Source organism: Methyloligella sp. GL2, from assembly GCF_013341275.1.
GTDB lineage: Bacteria > Pseudomonadota > Alphaproteobacteria > Rhizobiales > Methyloligellaceae > Methyloligella.
On the sequence record NZ_CP054476.1, the window covers coordinates 857,834 to 873,921 of the forward strand.

A 16,088-nucleotide genomic window follows, 5' to 3' on the forward strand; every position below is an offset into this window, starting at 1 on the left:
GCTGCCGCAGGCGGCCACCGAGCTGCACGGGTGTTGGCCGTGCGGGAGAGGTCTCGCGCGTCGCGACGCTCAGTCTGTGCCGAGCCGCTTGTGCTTCTTGTGGTGCTTCTTTCTCGGGAAGAGAGGCTTGGCCGGCTCCTCTTCGTCGGGCTCATGCCATTCGCCATTCAGAAAATATCCGTCGTCGAGGTCTGAGCCGTCGCCACCGTCGTCGCTCATGACCTGGGCCGATGCGGGATGGGCGCCGACGCCAGCGCAGGCGGTTGCCACGAGAAGAGCGAAGAGAATCGTGCGAGCGTTGAGCGTCATGGCCGGCCTCGTCCGGTTGCAGCATGATCAACGGGTCAGCTCGGCCGGGGTTCCTGATGCATGGGGACGTCTGTCCCGAAATTGTGTCTCGGTTAGAGACGGTGAAAATAACTAGGAACAGGCGTCAACTAGCGTCTGGGCAATGTCCAAGGTGCTTGCTGATTGCAAGCGAATTCGCACGGGAATGACTTTTCGGATCGGGTTCGAGAGGTTTTCGGCATGAATACAGCACTCCAACGAGCCCTCGGTCTCCCTTTCTCTGAAATCAATGTGGAGTTCGCCCTCGAAAAACTCAGGCGCTATTCCATGTCGCCATTGTTTGCACTCCAGCTCGAAGGACCTTACTGGGTCCGAGGGGCGTTTGGGCTTGTAATAGAACGCATTCGGGTCTCGTGAGAGAGGTCTTCCTAAGTCCCTAATGCGAGGCATCTTCGGTTCTTTAAACGCAAACTGGATCAAGTCGAGTTCGGGTACTCGCCACGTACCTTTCGGTGCTTTTGGTGGGTCCGGCAGTCGCAATTCTTCTTGTGGCGTGCCAGCATCTCCGTCGCCTAAATCGGCCTCTCGGTCGTGATAAGGCGGAGGCATGACCTCAAGCTTACCCGTTGCCGTGATGGTAATGAGCGCGTCTTGGGCAGGTCTCGTTCCGGTATTCTTAGCTACAAAGTTAAAATGTGGCACGCTATCGCGTTCTTGCAGTTTGAAATGTAGATGACGGAAAAACAGCTCGCACTTCTGCAGCCAGGTTTCATATTGGTTCTCATATGCCTCGATCTCGTCGTCGCTTGCCGGCTTAAAAACTTCAGTGAGTCCGAACGTGGAGGGAGACTGCGATATTCTTTCGGATCTATCGCGCTTACCGAAGTCAGACGTTATAGGGCAATTTCGCTTCAGTCTTTCGACTAACTCGGCGACCTCGTCAGCGCGCAATGGCTCGTATCGCGGTAGATCGAAGTTAATCCGTTCTACGGCCTGCCCTTGGTCGTCAATATATTCGATTAGGAAGTTCGGTTTAGCCTCCCTAAGGCTAGACACCTCAGCTTCGAGCTTTTTAATCCGCTTGTCAGCTTGGTTCGGCTCGGGGGGCAAGAGCCAATGGTCGGGGACCACGGCGAACTGAATGCCAACCATCTTGGCCGTCGCCATTGGACCGGTATCGTGGGTCAGCAGCCGCACGTCGGCTTGTGGCTCGATTTGATCGAAGGCGTGGACGGTACCCACGAGACGATCATCGTTCCTACTGTAATCCAAGCGATCATTTAACGCGTCCGTCGGCAGAGTCGTGTCGAGAAAAAGTTTTACGCAAGGCTTGGCGTCTCGGACGATCTTGTAGGTCTCGTCGCTAAGCAAGATCTCGCGTAGCAGCGTCGACGCCTTCCGTGCTCGTTTCGCTAATCGATCTCCGCCACGACTTTTCTGATGATCGATTTCAGAATGGACAGGGCGTGAGACTATTAAGTGAACCTCGTCAAAATTATTCCATTCGCTCCAATCTAATTGATCAAACGGGCGGCATTGTACGAGAACATTAGTATCGACAAAGAGATGTGCGATCTTAGCCATACGCTTTTCTATGAAGCGAAGCGTACGGCGTCGAGACTTTTCAGGAGCGATTTTCTGAAGAGTACGCCCGCCTACCCCATCCGCGCCATGAGGTGATCGCCGACCCGCATGGCGTTGGCGATGGCCGTGAGGGAGGGGTTCACCGCGCCGATGGAGCAAAAGAAGCTGGTATCCACCACATAGAGATTGTCGAGCTCGTGGGCCTTGCAGTCGGTGTCGAGCACGGAGCTTGCCGGATCGGTGCCGAAGCGGCAGGTGCCGGCCTGATGGGCGCAGCCGGCGATGGGGATGTCGGTCTTCATATAGGCATCGCGCGGGACCAGATGGCCGGGCCGCATGCCCATATCGCCGAGCATCGATTTCAGCTTGTCGTAAAGCTTCTGCCGCGGCACCTGATTGTTGGGCGTGTAGCTCAAGGTGAGCTTGCCTTCCGCATCGACGGTGACGCGATTATCCGGATCGGGCAGGTCTTCGGTGGTGAGCCAGAAATCCACCGCATGCTCGGCGAGCTCGTCCAGCGCCATCTCCGGCACCAGCGCGGTCATCACCGGGCTTTGCGCCCGATACATCGCCCCTTGCGACTTGCCCATCATCTGGATGTTGCCGACGGGAAAGTCGAAGCCTTCCATGCCGAAATAGAAATCGTTCAGAGCCACGGTCTTCTGGAACATGGTCGGGTTGCGCTCCAGCGAGAAGGCGAGCACGGCCTGAGAGTTGTGGAACATGTAATGGCGGCCGACCTGGTCTGAGCCGTTGGCAAGGCCGTTCGGGTGCTTGTCGTTGGCGGAGGAGAGCAGCAGCTTGGCGCTGTTGGCCGCGCCGCAGGAGACGACGACGATATCGCCGCGGAAGGTTTCCGGCTCGCCGTTCACCTCCGCCTCGATCTCGGTGACGGTCTTGCCGCTGGCATCGGTGAGAAGCTTCAGCGCATGGGCGTTGCGCAGCAGCGTGACGTTGTCGAAGGTGACGGCGGGGCGCACGGCGCAGACCTCGGCGTCGGATTTGGCGTGCACCAGGCAAGGATAGCCGTCGCAGGTCTGGCAGCGGATGCAGGTGCTGTAGGCCATGTTCGCTTCATCGAGCTGAATGGCGCATGGCGCGGGGAAGGGGTGATAGCCTTCCGCCTTCAGATTATCGAAGAGCTGCTGCATGCGCGGCTCGTTGGAGACCGGCGGGCAAGGGTAGGGCGTGCTGGCGGGGGGCTCGGTGGGATCGGTGCCCCGCTCGCCATGGACGAAATACATCTCCTCCGCCTTGCCGTAATAGGGCTCCAGCTCTTCATACTGAATAGGCCATGCCGGCGAGATGCCGTCGTAATGCTGGCGTTCCCCGAAATCCTCCTTGCGCAGGCGGTAGAGCGCGGCGCCGTACATCTTGGTGGCGCCGCCGACGAAGTAATGCACCTGAGGCTGGAAGGCGTGGCCCTCGCGGTCGTACCAGGTCTCCGGCGAGATATAGCGGTTGTCGCCGAACACGGCGGTGGCGTCCCAGTTCTTGGCCTCGCGAGTCAGCCAGTCGCCGCGCTCCAGGATCAGAATGCTTTTGCCCGAGGGCGCCAGATGCCGAGCGAGCGTGCCGCCGCCGGCGCCCGAGCCGATGATGATGACGTCGTAATGCTTGTCCATGACGGCTCCTTGCTGGCTCTCCGCTGGCTTATGAACCTGGTTCCGTTTCCATCCGCGCCCGTTCTCGGCCCGGCTATTTTGACCCCCACCCTGGCCCTCCCCCTTCTAGGGGGAGGGAATGGCACGGGCTGACTCTCCCCCCTAAAAGGGGGGAGCAGGAGGGGGGTCAGCTACGACCTCGACCTCCTTAAATCCGATCACAGCTACAGCCCGACGCTGCCCTGCATGATGCCGCCATCGGCGAAGACCGTAGTGGCGGTGAGGTAGGTCGCGCCGGGGCCGGCGAGGAAGGCGACGACATTGGCGATCTCCTCGGGCTTGGCCATGCGCCCCAGGGGGATCGCCGCGTCGAGCTTCTTCAGCAGTGCCGGGTCGTCCATCGTGGAGGTGTTGATCGGGGTCTCCACCGCGCCGGGGCCGACGCCGACCACCTGCACGCCGTGAGGGCCGAGCTCCACGCCTGCGGTGCGGGTCAGCATGCGCATGCCGCCCTTGGCGACGCAGTAGGGGGTGTTGCCGGGCATCGGCCAATCCTCATGCACCGAGGTGATGTTGATCACGCGGCCGCCGCCGCCCTGTTTGATCATCTGCTTGGCGGCGAGCTGGGTGCCGAAGAAGGCGCTCTTCATGTCGATCTCCATCACCTTCTCGTATTGCTCCTCGGTGGTGTCGAGGATCGAGGTGCGGGTCTCCACGCCGGCATTGTTGACCATGATGTCGAGACGGCCGAACTTCGCCACCGCGGTGTCGACCAGCTTCTGCAGATCGGCGATCTTGCTGACATCGGCTTCCACGCCGACCGCCTTCTCGCCATAGCTGGCGATCTCCTTCTCCAGTTCCTCGGTGGCTTCAGGGTTCACCACCCAATCGATCACCACGCTGGCACCCTGACGGGCGAGGGCGCAGACGATCGCCTTGCCGATGCCGCTATTGCCGCCGGTGACGATGGCGACCTTGTTCTCCAAAGACATGATCCGTGACCTCCTTATTGCGCCCGTCCGTCTTTCTTCACGGCGGGCTTTCGGCCGAGCGAACCGCTCAGCCGGTGGTGAAGCGATACTCCGTGCTACTGCGAAACGTTTCGTCCGGACGCAGCACGGTGGACGGAAATTCCGGCCGGTTCGGCGAATCCGGGAAATGCTGGGTCTCGAGACAGAACGCGGTGCGCGGCGCGTAAACCGCGCCGCCGGGCGAATGCAGCGTGCCGGTCAGATGATTGCCGGTGTAGAACTGCACGCCGGGCTGAGTGGTCTTCACCTCCAGCACGCGGCCGCTATCCGGTTCGTAAACGCGGGCAGCAAGCTGCGGTTCGCTCCGGTCTTCGAGGGTGAGGACGAAATTCTGGTCGTAGCCGAGAGCGGTCTCAAGCTGCGGATCGGGCTCGCCGATACGCGCGCCGATTTTCTGGGGTTTCCGGAAATCGAACGGCGTGCCGGCGACGGGCAGCATCTCGCCGGTGGGGATCTGGCGCTTGTCCGTCGGGGTAAAGCGCTCCGCGGCGATGGTCACCTCGTGGTCCAGCACGTCGCCGCATCCCGCGCCCTTCAGATTGAAATAGGTGTGATTGGTGAGGTTCAGCACGGTGGGGCGGTCGGTGGTGGCGCGATAGGCGATGCGCAGCGTATTGCCGCCGATCACGCTGTACGTCACCTCGACGGTCAGCGTGCCGGGAAAGCCCTGGTCGCCGTCGGGGCTGATATGGCGGAGGGTGAGATGGGGCTCCGGCGTCTCGCCCTGGCTCACCACCTGCCAGACCGCCTTGTTGAAGCCTATGCGTCCGCCATGCAGGCAATCGCCATCGTCGTTGTCGGAGAGCCGAAAGGTCTCGCCGTCGAGGCTGAAGGCGGCACCGGCGATGCGGTTGGCATAGCGGCCGACCAGGGCGCACAGATAAGCGTCCTGCTTGCGGTAGTCGTCGAGGCTGGCGAGGTCGAGCACCACATTGGCGCGGGTGCCGGTCCGGTCCGGCACCTCCAGATACGCGATGGTGCCGCCATAGGTGAGGATATGGGCGACGAGGCCCGGCGCTTGCCCAAGAACATATCGTTCCACCGGCGTTCCATCCGGCATCGTGCCGTCGCTTTTCACGCCTATCGCGTCTCGCGCTAGCTGCATGCGGCCCCGCGGGTTTGAAGCTGCGCCTGCCAGATGACGGTGTCGCAACAGATGAAGAGACAATCGCCCGCCGGGCCGCCGAAGGTGAAATTGGCGACGCCGGGGCTTACGATCTCGCCGAGCAGATCGCCGTTTGGCGTGAAGACTTGCACGCCGCTGCCTGACGAGGTGTAAACCCGGCCCGCCGTATCCAGCTTGATGCCGTCGGGCACGCCGGGGCTGACCACGGCGAAGAGGCGGCCGTGGCGCAGGTACCGCCCGTTCTCCACGTCGAAGGCCCGGACGTGATGGGGCAAGGTGGGGAAGTAGGTGTCGGGCGCCTGGTTGGCGCCGGTATCGGTGATGTAGAGCACGCTCTCATCGGGCGAAAAGGCGAGCCCGTTGGGCTTGTTGAAATCGTCGGCGACGACGGCGGTCTCGCCGCTCGCCGGGTCATGGCGATAGACATAGGCGCCGGCTTGCGGGGGGCCTTTGAAGCCCTGCAGCTCGCCGTAGTTCGGATCGGTGAACCAGACCGTGCCGTCCGATTTCACCACCACATCGTTGGGCGAGTTGAATTGCAGACCGCGCCAATTCTCGACCACGGTCGAAAGAGCGCCGGTAGCAAGATCCATGCGGCTGATGCGGGCTGGGGTCTCCTCGAAGCCTTGCTCGCAGATAATCAGCGATCCGTCCGGCGCAAGCGTCATGCCGTTCGCCATGTTGGAGGGAAACTGCATGGTGGTCAGCGCGCCGGCCTGGAAGGGAAAGCTCATCCCTTCGAGCTGCAGCCGCTTTATCGCGATGTTCTTCGGCCCCGGCTCGGGCACGGTGGTGAAATAGAGGGCGTGCTCGGCGGCGACATAGACCGGCCCTTCATGGGCATTGGTCTCGATCAGCGCGCAGCGGGAGGCGTGCGGACCGGCAACGTCATGAAATTCCTCGCGGAAGGCGGAAAATGTCGCCTTACCGTCATGATCAAAATCAGCCATCGCCTCTCACCTCAACGCAATCATAGTAAGGCGCGAGGTGTAAAATTGAACCTAACCCGGCCAATACTCTTGCAGGCGCGATAGGGGCGGACACGATTTCTTTCCCATCAAGTTGCGTTTTCGCGTTGGGAGACTGGAAATCATTGTTTCGTTTGGTACTCGCACGGTTTGCAAGAATCACGTTACATCGGGGCATTACAAACCGAGCACACGACTGTTCAATCGACCTTGCAAGGCGTGATCGTGAACCGAACGCTCATCCGTCGATCGCAGAAGGTGGCGGTGGCCCTCAGCATAACGCTGCTGTGCGGTGGCTGTGGCATTCTGACGAGCCCCGATCTCAATCCGAAGGGGCCGATCGCGCACGCCGAACGCCAGCTGTTGTTCGATGCCTTGTCGGTGATGATGATCGTGATCGTGCCGGTCTTCATCATGGCGGCACTGTTCACCTGGCGCTATCGCGGCAGCAACGCCAAGGCGCGATACACCCCGAAATTCGATTTCTACTGGCCGCTGGAGTTCCTGGTCTGGGGCGCGCCGCTGGCCATCATCGTATGGCTTGGGGTGTTTCACCTGTGGCCCGGCACGCACCGGCTCGATCCCTATAAGCCGCTTCCCTCGGATGTGGCCCCGCTACAGGTCGAGGTGGTGGCGCAGGATTGGAAGTGGCTGTTCATCTATCCGGAACAGGACATCGCCGTGGTCAACGAGCTGGCGTTTCCGGTCAACACGCCGCTCAGCCTGAAGATCACCTCCGACACGGTGATGAACTCCCTGCTGATCCCATCGCTTGGCGGGCAGATCTACGCCATGGCGGGAATGCAGTCGCGGCTGCATCTCCTCGCCGACGAGGAGGGCGAATATTGGGGGCGCAACGTCCAATATAGCGGCAAGGGATTCGCCGATCAGCAGTTCCACGCTATCGCCATGTCCAGGGACGATTTCGACGCCTGGGTGGCGAAGGCGAAGCAGTCTTCCGGCGCGCTCGATGCGGCCGCCTATCAGGCGCTCGCCAAGCCGAGCTCGAAAGTGCCGGTGACCTATTATTCCGGGGTCGAACCGGATCTGTTCGATTCCATCATCGCCAAATATGCCCATGGCCACGATCGCCTCGCCGCCGAGGCGGCCGAGGCCGGGCATGAGCCGGCGCAGCCGTGAACGGGGGGCAGAGCCATCTTCGGTAGACTGACCATAGACGCCTTGCCGTTCTATAGCGCGATCGCGGCCTCGGGTGCGGCGGTCACCGTGCTCGGTGGTGTGGCGGTGATGGCGGTGGTCACCTGGTTCCGCTTCTGGCCCAGCCTGTTCGGCGAGTGGCTCTCCAGCCTCGATCACAAGAAGATCGGCATCATGTACATCATCGTCGCCTTCATCATGCTGGCGCGCGGTTTTGTCGATGCGGCGATGATGCGGGCGCAGCAGGCCATCGCCTATAACAGCGACGGCTATCTGCCGCCGAGCCATTTCGACCAGATCTTCTCCTCCCACGGCACTATCATGATCTTCTTCATGGCGATGCCGTTCCTGACCGGGCTGTTCAATCTGATCGTGCCGCAGCAGATCGGCGCGCGCGACGTCGCCTTTCCGTTCATGAACTCGGTGAGCTTGTGGCTGACCTCGGCCGGCGCAGGTCTGGTGCTGATCTCACTGGTGATCGGGGTGTTCTCGACCGCCGGCTGGACCGGCTACCCGCCCTATTCGGAAACCCAGTACAGCCCCGATGTCGGCGTCGATTACTGGCTTTGGGCGGTGCTGGTCTCAGGTGTCGGCTCGACCATGGGCGGCATCAATTTTCTCGTCACCATTGTCAAATGCCGCGCGCCGGGCATGCATTTTCTGCGCATGCCGCTGTTCACCTGGACCGCGCTGATCACCAGCATCCTGATGATCTTCGCCTTCCCGGCGCTGACCGTGGTCTGCTCCATGCTGGCGCTGGACCGCACGCTCGACTTCCATTTCTTCACCAATGGCGACGGCGGCAACATGATGAACTACATCAACCTGTTCTGGTTGTGGGGGCATCCTGAGGTCTACATCCTGATCCTGCCGGCCTTCGGCGTGTTCTCCGAGGTGGTGGCGGTGTTCAGCCAGAAGCGGCTGTTCGCCTATATCTCGCTGGTGCTGGCGACCTCGGCGATCGGGCTGCTCTCGTTCTGTGTCTGGCTGCATCACTTCTTCACCATGGGCTCGAGCGAGACGGTGAACTCGTTCTTCGGCATCATGACCACGATCATCGCGGTGCCGACGGGGGTGAAGGTGTTCGACTGGCTGCTGACCATGTATCGCGGCCGGCTGATCTTCAAACCGCCGATGCTGTTCACCATCGGCTTTCTGGTGACCTTCGTGATCGGCGGGCTGACCGGCGTGCTGATGGCGATCCCGCCGGTCGACTACATGGTGCACAACACCACCTTCCTGATCGCCCATTTCCACAACATGATCATCCCCGGCGTGCTGTTCGGCTTCCTCGCCGGCTACATGTACTGGTTCCCGAAAGCCTTCGGCTTCAAGCTGAACGAGTGGTGGGGCGCGGCCTCGTTCTGGTGCTGGATCATCGGCTTCTATCTCGCCTTCATGCCGCTTTACGTGCTCGGGCTGATGGGTATGCCGCGGCGGATGGAGCATTACGATATCGCCGCCTGGCAGCCGCATCTGATCGTCGCGGCGATCGGCGCCTTCATCATCTTTCTCGGCATCGTCTGCCTCGGCGTGCAGCTGGCCGTCAGCATCAGGGACCGGAAGCAATTGCTGGATCTGACCGGCGATCCCTGGAACGGGCGTACCTTGGAATGGCTCACCTCCTCGCCGGCGGCGCCGTATAATTTCGCGGTGCTGCCCAAGATCGAGGGAATCGACGCGTTCTGGCATTTGAAAGAGCACGGGCTCGCCTATAAGCGGCCGGCGAAATACGAGCCGATCGTGTTGCCGAAGAACAGCCTGATCGGCCTCTTCATCGGCGGTGCGGCCTTCGCCTTCGGCTTCGCCATGGTCTGGTATATCTGGTGGCTGGCGGTGTTGAGCCTTGCGGCGATCGCGGCGCTGATCGTGATCCGCGCTTCGGATGACGAGCCCGATTTCGTCATGCCGGCGAGCACGGTGCAGGCGATCGAGGATGAGCGTTTCGAGCAGCTGGCGAAGGCGCCGCGCAACGAGATGGAGGACGAGCCGGGCTTTGTCGGCTTTCCCGCACCGGAGGCCGCCAAATGAGCGCCGTTGCCGCCAATTTCACCGAGACGCCGATCCCGCCGGACGAGGCACGAGGCTACGAAGAGAAGGCGTTCGGCTTCTGGGTCTATCTGATGAGCGATGCGGTGATCTTCGCATTGCTGTTCGCCACCTATGTGGTGATGGTCGGCAATACGGCGGGCGGGCCGGACGGAGCCACGCTGTTCAGCCTGACGCGGGCTTCGGGCGAGACGGCATTGCTGCTCACCAGCAGCATCACCTTCGGCATCGCCACGGTGGAGGCGGCACGCGGCCGCCGCGATATGGTGCTGATCTGGCTGCTGGTCACGGCGGCGCTGGGACTCGGCTTCCTGTTTTTGGAGTTCGGCGAGTTCAGCAGCATGATCTCCGAAGGTGCCGGCCCTCAGCGCAGCGGCTTCCTCTCCAGCTTCTTCACGCTGGTCGGCACCCATGGGCTGCATGTCAGCCTGGGGCTGTTCTGGCTGTTCGTGATGGTGGGGCAGATCGTGACCAAGGGGCTCACCGCGCCGGTCGCTTCGCGGCTGATGCGGCTCGGCCTGTTCTGGCATTTCCTGGACATCATCTGGGTCGCCATCTTCTCCATCGTCTACTTGCCGGGGTTACTCTAGATGGATGTGACAGGCCTTCCCTCCGAGACAAGCCTCAAGCCGTATCTGATCGGTTTCGTGCTGGCGGTGTTGCTCACGGCAATTCCGTTCGGCCTGGTGGCGGCCGGGGTGCTGGCGCCGAAACCTGCATTGCTGGTCATCGCCGGTCTCGCGGTGATCCAGATCCTGGTGCATCTGCATTTCTTCCTGCATATCGATTTCACCTCGACGCCCCGGGAGAATTTGATCGTGCTGGCATTCGCCGCCGTCCTCATCTTCCTGATGGTGGGCGGCAGCCTATGGATCATGTTCGACCTCAACTGGCGCATGATGGTTTGAGGCGCGCCGGGCGATACGCGACTTAAAGGGGGATAGTCATGGAATGGCTGGTCAACGATGCGCTGCCGGTGCTGGCGCGCATTTTCATCGTGTGGATCTTCCCGTTCAGCTTTCTCGACAAGGTGATCAACTGGAAGCACGCCGTGGCTCAGGCGGAGTCGAGCTGGGTGCCCGGCGCGAAGGTTTTGCTAGTGCTGGCGGCCATCTGCGAGCTGGTGACGCCGCCGATGATCGTGTTCCATTTCTATGACGGGATTGCCGCTTTCGTGCTCGCCGGCTATTGCGTGCTGACCGCGGTGCTCTACCACAATTTCTGGAGCTACCCGCGCTTCTGGTCGCCGGATAGCGAGGGCTATCCGCATATCTGGGATTTCTTCAAGAACTTTGCCATCGTCGGCGGGTTGATCTTCGTGATGTATCAAGCCGGTTTCATTCAGGCGACCGCCACCGATATCGAGGATGCGGCCTCGCTGACGCCGCCGGCTTCGGTCAGCCAGCTCGGAGGGTGATGTGTCGGACGCAGCGCCAAAGCTCGCCTATTGGCATGTCTGGGCCGACGATGACGGCGTCAGCCATCAGACCCGCTGTGCGCTGACCGGGTTCGAGATGCAGAGCATGGGCGGCAAGGCTTCGCCGCAATGGAATGATCACCTGCTCACCGGCGAAGCGCATCTGATGTTCTGCGAGCTTCCCGTGGGCTGGACCGGCGATTGGCACGAGAACCCGAAGCCGCAATGGATCGTGGTGGTGTCGGGGCGCTGGTTCGTGGAGACCATGGACGGCACGCGGGCCGAGATGGGGCCGGGGGATGTTTCCTTCGGCGGCGATCAGGGCTGCAAGGATCCGGGCGACGGCAAGGTCGGGCATCGCTCCGGCACGGTGGGCGACGAGCCGGCCAAGCTGATGCTGGTGCAGCTCGGGCCCAAATGGTCCGGCGCCAAGCCCGGTGCGTTCGATTAAGGCAAGCGGATCTCCATGGCTGTCACGCAGCTTCTCAGGGTGAGCCTCACGGTTAGCGATCTCGGCGAGGCGTGTGCGTTCTTTCGCGATGCGCTGGGGCTCGAAGCCGGGCCAGAGCAGGCGCTCGGCGATCCGGCCTGGAACGCATTGCTGGGGCTGGCCGAGGGAACCACGGCGCGGGGTGCCGATATCTCCTTCGGCGATGAGACCCTCAAGCTGGTGGCGTTCGATCCGCCCGGCGCCGCCTATCCGTCTCCCCGCGCCTCCAACGATCAGTGGTTCGAGCATATCGCGCTTGCCACCGGCGATATCGTCCCGATGTGGGAGAAGCTGGAGCGGGCTTCGCCCGAAACGATCACCGAGGGGGCGCCGGTGCTGCTGCCGCCCAATACCGGCAGCGTCACCGCGTTCAAATTCCGCGACCCGGAAGGCCATCCGCTGGAGCTGCTTTCCTTCCCGAAAGGCGTCGGCGATCCGCGCTGGCAGAAAGGCGGTGCCGGCATTCGCGGTTACGATCACACCGCCATTTCCGTCACCGATCTGAAGCGCAGCGTCGCCTTCTATACCGATCTGTTGGGGCTGCACATTGCCGGGCAGTCGCTGAATCAGGGGCCGGAGCAGGATCTGCTGGACGGGCTGGAAGGCTGCGAGGTGGATGTGGTGGCGCTGGCCCCTTCGGAGACTCCAACGCCGCATCTGGAGCTGTTGCATTATCGGCGGCCTAAGGGTGCGCTGCTCAGCGCCGATGTCGCCGCCAGTGATGCCGCCTCGGTGCGCCAGGTCTATGGCGTGGACGATCTCACAAGCTTGGTTGCGAAGCTCGAAGCGGCGGATGTGGCCTTCGTTTCGCCCGGCATCGTCACGCTCAAATCGGGTGCGAAAGCCGCTGCGATCCGCGATCCCGACCGGCATATGATCGTGCTTCTGGAGCCCAGCTAAGATATGCAATCATAAGTTGTGTGTGAGTCGTTTCTAACCTAACCTCCTCGGGCAGCAATTGGAGGGAAGGACATGGTTCTCGCACGACTCCTGACATTTCTCATCGCTTTTGCGTGGCTCGCACCGTCCCAGGCGGTGGAGATCACCAAGAAGGACCTCGACGCTTTCGGCAATTCGCCGGTGCCGGAGGCTTGTCGCCGCATCGACTACGACAATGTCGATATCGTTCCGGGCTTCGTGAACGACACCTGGATTGCCATCGTCTCTGGAACGAAACCCTGGGCGACCATGGAGGTCAGCCTGGTTCCGCTGATCTATGTCGCCCAGCCAGATTATTGGGAGATCGAGGTCGTCGGCTGCCAGAACGGTGTCGGCTTGCCGGTGGAGGCGCCCTATTCGGAGTTCATGGAAGTACAGGATATGGGCAAGAAGGGTGTGGCATTTGTCGGCACCGGGAAGCCGGAGCCGTTCGACGTTCCACCGAAATAGTCGCGACGCTGGCTGCGTTTACGCCTCGCGGAAGGTGCGCATGATCTGATCGCGCAAGGGCTTGACCAGGAAGGACAGCACGGTGCGCGGTTCGGTCTGCATGAAGACCTCCACCGGCATGCCGGGCACCAGCTTCAAATCGCCAAGCTGCGGCAGTGCGGCTTTGTCAATGTCGACGCGGACGAGGTAGTAGCGGGCGCCGTTTCGCTCGTCTTCCGAAAGATCGGCACCGATGCGGGCGACGGTGCCGGGGATCTCCGGGGTGGTGCGCAGGTTGAAGGCGGAGAAATGCAACATCGCCTTCTGCCCCTTGCGGAGCTGGTCGATATCGGTGGGCGAGATGCGCGCCTCGACGATGAGCCGGTCCGCCTCCGGCACGATCTGCACGATCGGATCGCCGGGCGCGACGACGCCGCCGACGGTGTGGATCTGCAGCTGATGCACGATGCCGTCCTGCGGCGAGCGGATATCGACGCGGCGAAGCCGGTCCTCGGCGGCGATTTTGCGCTCGTTCAACTCGGCGAGCGTGGCGCGGCCGTCGGCCAGCTCTTCGGCCACCTCCGAGCGCATATCCTCGTCGATCTGAATGATCTGCAGCTTCACCTCGGCGATCTTGCCGCGGGCCTGGGCGATGGAGGCGATCAGCCGGCCGCGCTCGCCGTCGAGCCGCGCGGCGTCGCGCTCAAGCGCGGTGAGGCGGGTGATCTGCACCAGGTTCCGCTCCCACAGGCTGCGCACGCCTTCGAGCTCCTTTTCGAGCAAGGCGATTTCCTCGTCCTTGGCTTCGGATTGCTCGGTCAGGCCTTCGATCTCGGTCTTAAGCTGCTCGATGCGCTCGCGCAGCTGTGCCTTCTGGCCGGCGCGGGCATTGCGGCGGAGCTCGAACAGCTTGCTCTCGCCGTCGATCAGCTTGGCGACCACGGGGTCGGATTTGCGGTCCAGAAGCGAAGGGTCGAAGGACAGCGTCTCGGCGCCGACCTTCTCCGCTTCGAGCCGTGCGGCGCGTGCCATCAGCTCGTCGATGGAGCGCAGAATGATATCCAGATTGGCGCGTGTCTCGGTCTCGTCGAGCCGGACCAGCACCTCGCCCCGTTTGACGTGATCGCCGTCCCGAACCAGAAGCTCCCCGACTACGCCGCCGGTCGGGTGCTGCACCGTCTTGACGCTGGATTCGACGACCAGGAGCCCGTGGGCGATTACCGCGCCGGAGATTTCGGTCAAAGCCGCCCAAGTGCCGAGGCCGCCGACCAGCAGCGCGGCGGCGAGAAGCCCGAGCAGGATGTGGCGTCTCAGGGAGCGATGGGCGGTCTCGGTCTTTTCAGGCGCCATGGTGCCCGTCCTATTCCGCGGCCGCTGCCGGATGGACCAGGCCTTGCAGCACCTTGGACTTGGGGCCGAAGCGCTCCGGCCGGCCGTTGAGGAGAAGCAAAACCAGATCCGCCGCGGCAAGCGCGCTCGGCCGGTGGGCGATCACCACGACCACCCCGCCGCGTTCGCGCACCGAATGGATCGCGGCGGTCAGGGCCCGGTCGCCTTCCTCGTCGAGATTGGCGTTGGGCTCGTCGAGCACCACCAGGAAAGGGTCGCCGTAAAGCGCGCGGGCAAGGGCAATGCGCTGTCTTTGTCCGGCGGAGAGCACGGTCCCGGCTTCGCCGATCTCCGTGTCGTAGCCGTCGGTGAGGCCGAGGATCAGCTCATGCACGCCGGCGGCCTTCGCCGCGGCGATGACGGCGTCCGGATCGGCGTCGGTCTCGAAGCGGGAGATATTCTCCGCCACGGTGCCGGCGAACAGCTCCACGCTTTGCGGCAGATAGCCGATATGGGCACCTAAGCTTTCCGGCGTCCATTGATCGAGGCTTGCCCCGTCGAGGCAGACCCGGCCGCGGGCCGGCTGCCATACGCCGACAAGCAGGCGGGCGAGGGAGGATTTTCCCGAGGCGCTGGGGCCGATGATGCCAAGCGCGTTGCCGGCGGGGAGGGCGAAGCTGACATCGCGGACCACGATATGCGCATCGCCCGGCGGCACGGCGACTACGTTCTCCACGGTGAGCGCACCCTCGGGCTTCGGCAGGGCGAGCGGCGTCCCGGTGCTCGGCAGCATGGCCAGCATATGTTTCAGCCGTGCCCAGGCCTGGCGGGCGGCGACCAAACCCTTCCAATTGGCGATGGCGAGCTCGACGGGGGCGAGGGCGCGGGAGACCAGGATCGAGCTGGCGATGATCACGCCGGGGCTGGCGTCCTGGCGGATCACCAGATAGGCGCCGATGCCCAGCACGATGGACTGGATCAGGAAACGCAGCATGCGGGACAAGGTGCCGAGTCCGCCGACGACGTCGTAAGTGCGGCGCTGGGTCTGCTGATAGGCACGGTTGGTCTCGCCCCAGCGGGAGGCCAGACGCCCACCCATGCCCATGGCTTGCACCGCCTCGGCATTGCGCCGGCTGGCTTCCAGAAGCGCGTTGCGCGCTGCGCCAAGCTCGGCGGCCTGGCTGGCGGGTTTCCGGGTCATGATCTCGGCCAGAAGCGTGATGCCGAAAAGCAGTGCGCCGCCGATCACAGCGGCGAGGCCGATCAGCGGATGGAACAGGAAGCAGAGGCCGAGATAGAGCGGGATCCACGGCAGGTCGAACATGGCTGCCATGCCGCTGCCGGAGAGGAAGGAGCGGATCTGATCGAGATCGCGCACCGGCTGCATGCCGTCGCCGGCGTTGCCGCGGGAGAGCAGGGGGATGCGGGAAATCAGGGAATAGACGCGTTCCGACAAGGCTTCGTCGAGGGATGCGCCGACCCGGATCAGCACGCGGCCGCGGATGCCCTCCAAAATTGCCTGAAACGTGTAGAGGATGATCACCAGAATGGCGAAGCCGAGCAGAGTGGCGACGGAGCGGCTCGGCAGCACCCGGTCGTAGATCTGCAGCATGAAAAACGGCCCGGTCAGCATCAGCACATTGATCAAGGCGCTGAACAGGCCGACGCTCATGAAG

16 protein-coding genes are annotated in these 16,088 nt (G+C 62.7%); 8 read left to right on the plus strand and 8 right to left on the minus strand.

What is annotated here, in order from left to right; translation table 11 throughout:
• Nucleotides 1-69: 69 nt before the first annotated feature.
• The 6 genes from HT051_RS04025 to HT051_RS04050 all read right to left on the minus strand — a co-directional run bounded on the left by HT051_RS04025 (nt 70) and on the right by HT051_RS04050 (nt 6,583).
• Nucleotides 70-309 carry a hypothetical protein gene (locus HT051_RS04025; protein ID WP_174540841.1) on the minus strand — a complete coding sequence of 80 codons (240 nt, stop codon included), beginning with the start codon at nt 307-309 and terminating at the stop codon, nt 70-72.
• Nucleotides 310-420: 111 nt separating this feature from the next.
• Nucleotides 421-1,872 (minus strand): PIN domain-containing protein, encoded by a 1,452-nt coding sequence (locus HT051_RS04030; protein WP_174540842.1) that lies wholly within the window; start codon nt 1,870-1,872, stop codon nt 421-423.
• A 71-nt stretch (nt 1,873-1,943) separates the two neighbouring features.
• The gene (locus tag HT051_RS04035) at nt 1,944-3,497 is read right to left on the minus strand and encodes a GMC oxidoreductase (protein ID WP_174540843.1); all 1,554 of its coding nucleotides are present in this window, start codon (nt 3,495-3,497) and stop codon (nt 1,944-1,946) included.
• Nucleotides 3,498-3,700: 203 nt separating this feature from the next.
• Nucleotides 3,701-4,468 carry an SDR family NAD(P)-dependent oxidoreductase gene (locus tag HT051_RS04040; protein ID WP_174540844.1) on the minus strand — a complete coding sequence of 256 codons (768 nt, stop codon included), beginning with the start codon at nt 4,466-4,468 and terminating at the stop codon, nt 3,701-3,703.
• 67 nt (nt 4,469-4,535) lie between these two features.
• Nucleotides 4,536-5,549: an aldose epimerase family protein gene (locus HT051_RS04045; RefSeq protein WP_246810169.1), complete on the minus strand. Its 1,014-nt coding sequence runs from the start codon at nt 5,547-5,549 to the stop codon at nt 4,536-4,538.
• A gap of 53 nt (nt 5,550-5,602) precedes the next feature.
• Complete coding sequence (locus HT051_RS04050) at nt 5,603-6,583, minus strand: SMP-30/gluconolactonase/LRE family protein (protein ID WP_174540846.1); 981 nt, start codon at nt 6,581-6,583, stop codon at nt 5,603-5,605.
• Between the two features lie 282 nt (nt 6,584-6,865).
• Here HT051_RS04050 and cyoA point away from each other — a divergent pair, with 282 nt between their 5' ends.
• The 8 genes from cyoA (at nt 6,866) to HT051_RS04090 (ending at nt 13,104) form a co-directional block, all read left to right on the plus strand.
• Entirely contained in the window at nt 6,866-7,741 is an 876-nt protein-coding gene (gene cyoA, locus HT051_RS04055) for a ubiquinol oxidase subunit II (protein ID WP_246810170.1), read from the plus strand.
• 15 nt (nt 7,742-7,756) lie between these two features.
• Entirely contained in the window at nt 7,757-9,790 is a 2,034-nt protein-coding gene (locus HT051_RS04060; RefSeq protein ID WP_174542854.1) for a cbb3-type cytochrome c oxidase subunit I, read from the plus strand.
• Nucleotides 9,787-10,398 (plus strand): cytochrome o ubiquinol oxidase subunit III, encoded by a 612-nt coding sequence (cyoC, locus tag HT051_RS04065; RefSeq protein WP_174540848.1) that lies wholly within the window; start codon nt 9,787-9,789, stop codon nt 10,396-10,398. Before HT051_RS04060 ends, cyoC begins: the two co-directional genes overlap by 4 nt.
• Nucleotides 10,399-10,716 (plus strand): cytochrome o ubiquinol oxidase subunit IV, encoded by a 318-nt coding sequence (gene cyoD, locus HT051_RS04070; protein ID WP_174540849.1) that lies wholly within the window; start codon nt 10,399-10,401, stop codon nt 10,714-10,716.
• Between the two features lie 38 nt (nt 10,717-10,754).
• Nucleotides 10,755-11,225, plus strand: coding sequence for a DoxX family protein (locus HT051_RS04075; RefSeq protein WP_174540850.1), 471 nt, complete (start codon nt 10,755-10,757; stop codon nt 11,223-11,225).
• A gap of 1 nt (nt 11,226) precedes the next feature.
• Nucleotides 11,227-11,676, plus strand: a complete 450-nt coding sequence (locus tag HT051_RS04080) for a cupin domain-containing protein (protein ID WP_208454380.1) — start codon at nt 11,227-11,229, stop codon at nt 11,674-11,676.
• A gap of 15 nt (nt 11,677-11,691) precedes the next feature.
• Nucleotides 11,692-12,615 (plus strand): VOC family protein, encoded by a 924-nt coding sequence (locus HT051_RS04085; protein WP_174540851.1) that lies wholly within the window; start codon nt 11,692-11,694, stop codon nt 12,613-12,615.
• Between the two features lie 72 nt (nt 12,616-12,687).
• The gene (locus HT051_RS04090) at nt 12,688-13,104 is read left to right on the plus strand and encodes a hypothetical protein (protein WP_246810171.1); all 417 of its coding nucleotides are present in this window, start codon (nt 12,688-12,690) and stop codon (nt 13,102-13,104) included.
• A gap of 18 nt (nt 13,105-13,122) precedes the next feature.
• On the opposite strand, the gene HT051_RS04095 is transcribed toward HT051_RS04090, so the two are convergent.
• Nucleotides 13,123-14,433 carry an HlyD family type I secretion periplasmic adaptor subunit gene (locus HT051_RS04095; protein ID WP_174540852.1) on the minus strand — a complete coding sequence of 437 codons (1,311 nt, stop codon included), beginning with the start codon at nt 14,431-14,433 and terminating at the stop codon, nt 13,123-13,125.
• A 10-nt stretch (nt 14,434-14,443) separates the two neighbouring features.
• On the minus strand, nt 14,444-16,084 hold the full coding sequence (locus HT051_RS04100) for a type I secretion system permease/ATPase (protein WP_371740599.1): 1,641 nt from the start codon (nt 16,082-16,084) through the stop codon (nt 14,444-14,446).
• Nucleotides 16,085-16,088 lie beyond the last annotated feature (4 nt).

What these genes read in the sequence shown, in the direction of transcription:
- HT051_RS04025 (WP_174540841.1), bottom strand. Translation starts at nt 309, where the DNA reads ATGACGCTCAACGCTCGCACGATTCTCTTCGCTCTTCTCGTGGCAACC.
- HT051_RS04030 (WP_174540842.1), bottom strand. Translation starts at nt 1,872, where the DNA reads ATGGCTAAGATCGCACATCTCTTTGTCGATACTAATGTTCTCGTACAA.
- HT051_RS04035 (WP_174540843.1), bottom strand. Translation starts at nt 3,497, where the DNA reads ATGGACAAGCATTACGACGTCATCATCATCGGCTCGGGCGCCGGCGGC.
- HT051_RS04040 (WP_174540844.1), bottom strand. Translation starts at nt 4,468, where the DNA reads ATGTCTTTGGAGAACAAGGTCGCCATCGTCACCGGCGGCAATAGCGGC.
- HT051_RS04050 (WP_174540846.1), bottom strand. Translation starts at nt 6,583, where the DNA reads ATGGCTGATTTTGATCATGACGGTAAGGCGACATTTTCCGCCTTCCGC.
- cyoC (WP_174540848.1), top strand. Translation starts at nt 9,787, where the DNA reads ATGAGCGCCGTTGCCGCCAATTTCACCGAGACGCCGATCCCGCCGGAC.
- cyoD (WP_174540849.1), top strand. Translation starts at nt 10,399, where the DNA reads ATGGATGTGACAGGCCTTCCCTCCGAGACAAGCCTCAAGCCGTATCTG.
- HT051_RS04075 (WP_174540850.1), top strand. Translation starts at nt 10,755, where the DNA reads ATGGAATGGCTGGTCAACGATGCGCTGCCGGTGCTGGCGCGCATTTTC.
- HT051_RS04085 (WP_174540851.1), top strand. Translation starts at nt 11,692, where the DNA reads ATGGCTGTCACGCAGCTTCTCAGGGTGAGCCTCACGGTTAGCGATCTC.
- HT051_RS04090 (WP_246810171.1), top strand. Translation starts at nt 12,688, where the DNA reads ATGGTTCTCGCACGACTCCTGACATTTCTCATCGCTTTTGCGTGGCTC.
- HT051_RS04095 (WP_174540852.1), bottom strand. Translation starts at nt 14,433, where the DNA reads ATGGCGCCTGAAAAGACCGAGACCGCCCATCGCTCCCTGAGACGCCAC.
- HT051_RS04100 (WP_371740599.1), bottom strand. Translation starts at nt 16,084, where the DNA reads ATGAGCGTCGGCCTGTTCAGCGCCTTGATCAATGTGCTGATGCTGACC.